The organism is Catenibacillus scindens, from assembly GCF_014202115.1.
Taxonomy (GTDB): domain Bacteria; phylum Bacillota; class Clostridia; order Lachnospirales; family Lachnospiraceae; genus Catenibacillus; species Catenibacillus scindens.
In genome coordinates this window covers 1-1,658 of record NZ_JACHFW010000047.1, presented here as the reverse complement: position 1 = coordinate 1,658, position 1,658 = coordinate 1, and the positions used below count along the sequence as shown (strand labels likewise).

At 39.0% G+C, this 1,658-nt stretch carries 1 protein-coding gene and 1 pseudogene; both read left to right on the top strand.

Features of this window, described 5'->3' with window-relative positions; all coding sequences use genetic code 11:
• The first annotated feature begins 90 nt into the window (after window positions 1–90).
• The gene (locus HNP82_RS17720) at window positions 91–855 is read left to right on the top strand and encodes a nucleoside phosphorylase (protein WP_183776830.1); all 765 of its coding nucleotides are present in this window, start codon (window positions 91–93) and stop codon (window positions 853–855) included.
• A 113-nt stretch (window positions 856–968) separates the two neighbouring features.
• Window positions 969–1,565, top strand: a pseudogene (locus HNP82_RS17715) (MerR family transcriptional regulator); the annotation flags it as partial.
• Window positions 1,566–1,658: the final 93 nt, after the last annotated feature.

Here is a 1,658-nt window from a genome sequence, read left to right as displayed (position 1 = left end):
CCCACTATCTACATCCTTCTCCCGGGAACTTGTCCACCATATCAGTTCATTATAAAAATCTTAGATTTTTGTCTTGACAACTGAGCCACTATAAATACTATATTTCAACGAACAAATATTTCAGAACCGGCTTTATTTAGTCCCTGTGATACAACGAAACAAATTGATGGTTTTCCAGAGATATGTGTTTCTACATTTTCAGAAAATATCATTCAAAAATTTTCTTCGTTAAACACCACTCAAAAGATAGCAGAACTATATACTGCAAATGGTGTGATACCGGTTTACAAAATCCGTTATAAAGATACAGACATTGCTTTCTATCTATCCAGAGTAGGAGCGCCCGCCTGTGTTGTCGGATTTGAAGAAATTGTTGCTATGGGTGCTAAGAAGTTTGTTTTGTTTGGCTCCTGTGGAGTATTGGACGATGACAGTGTAAAAGACAAACTCATTATTCCCATTTCTGCCATCCGGGATGAAGGTACCAGCTATCATTATATAGCACCCTCGCCGGAGATTGAGGCAGATCCGCATTCTGTCAAGATACTGGAAAGCGTTTTATCAGACTGCGGTTATCCTTTTATAAAAGGGAAAACGTGGACTTCTGACGCAATTTACAGGGAAACACTTCCGCTTATCCAAGAGCGTAAACAAGAGGGCTGTATCGCCGTAGAAATGGAATGTGCTTCAATGCTGGCTGTTGCAAAATATCGCCATATCCCATTTATTCAGTTTTTATACGGTGCAGACGACCTCAGTTCTGAGGTATGGGATATCAGAGATTTAGCTTCGTATGGACTTACTAACGCTGAAAAATATATGGTACTCGCTTTTGAATGTGGCCTTGCATTATGATTTTTATAAAGCCTCTTGACTCTCACGTTGCGTGATATTGTATTCTTTTCTCAAGGAATTACAGATGTGGGCGCTCATTCCTGTTTTTTCCTGTAACGAGAGGAGCTGTTTCGATGAAAAGTATAAGTCAGGTTGCAAAGCTGACTGGCGTCAGCATACGGACACTTCAATACTATGATGAAATTGGACTGCTGAAACCAAGTGAACTCACTGCAGCCGGTTATCGAATGTATGACGATAACGCATTGCAGACTTTACAACAAATCTTATTTTTTAAGGAGCTGGGATTTCCACTAAAAGAAATAAAAGAGATTTTGGAGAAACCAGATTTTGACAGGATTGCTGCTTTTAAAAAGCAAAAAGAACTGTTCCTGCTGAAACGAGACCGCCTAGACCGGCTTATACAGCTTCTCGAACGTCTTGAGAAAGGAGAACAATGTATGAGCTTTAAAGAATTTGATCTGTCGGATTATATCAACGCTCTGGAAGAGTTCAAATCCAATCAGACAGAAACTGTCATTCAACACTGGGGAAGCATTGAAAATTTTGATATGTTCATCCAGAAAATCAGAGATGATGAAGAACATGTAGCAAAACTCGCCATCCAGCAGTTTGGCAGTATTGAAAAATATACCGAAGAAATGAAGCATAATCTAGAGCATTTCTCTGAAATTATAGATGAATGGTATTCACAAGTACCAGAAGAAATATAGTGGCTCAGTTGTCAAGACAAAAATCTAAGATTTTTATAATGAACTGATATGGTGGACAAGTTCCCGGGAGAAGGATGTAGATAGTGGGTT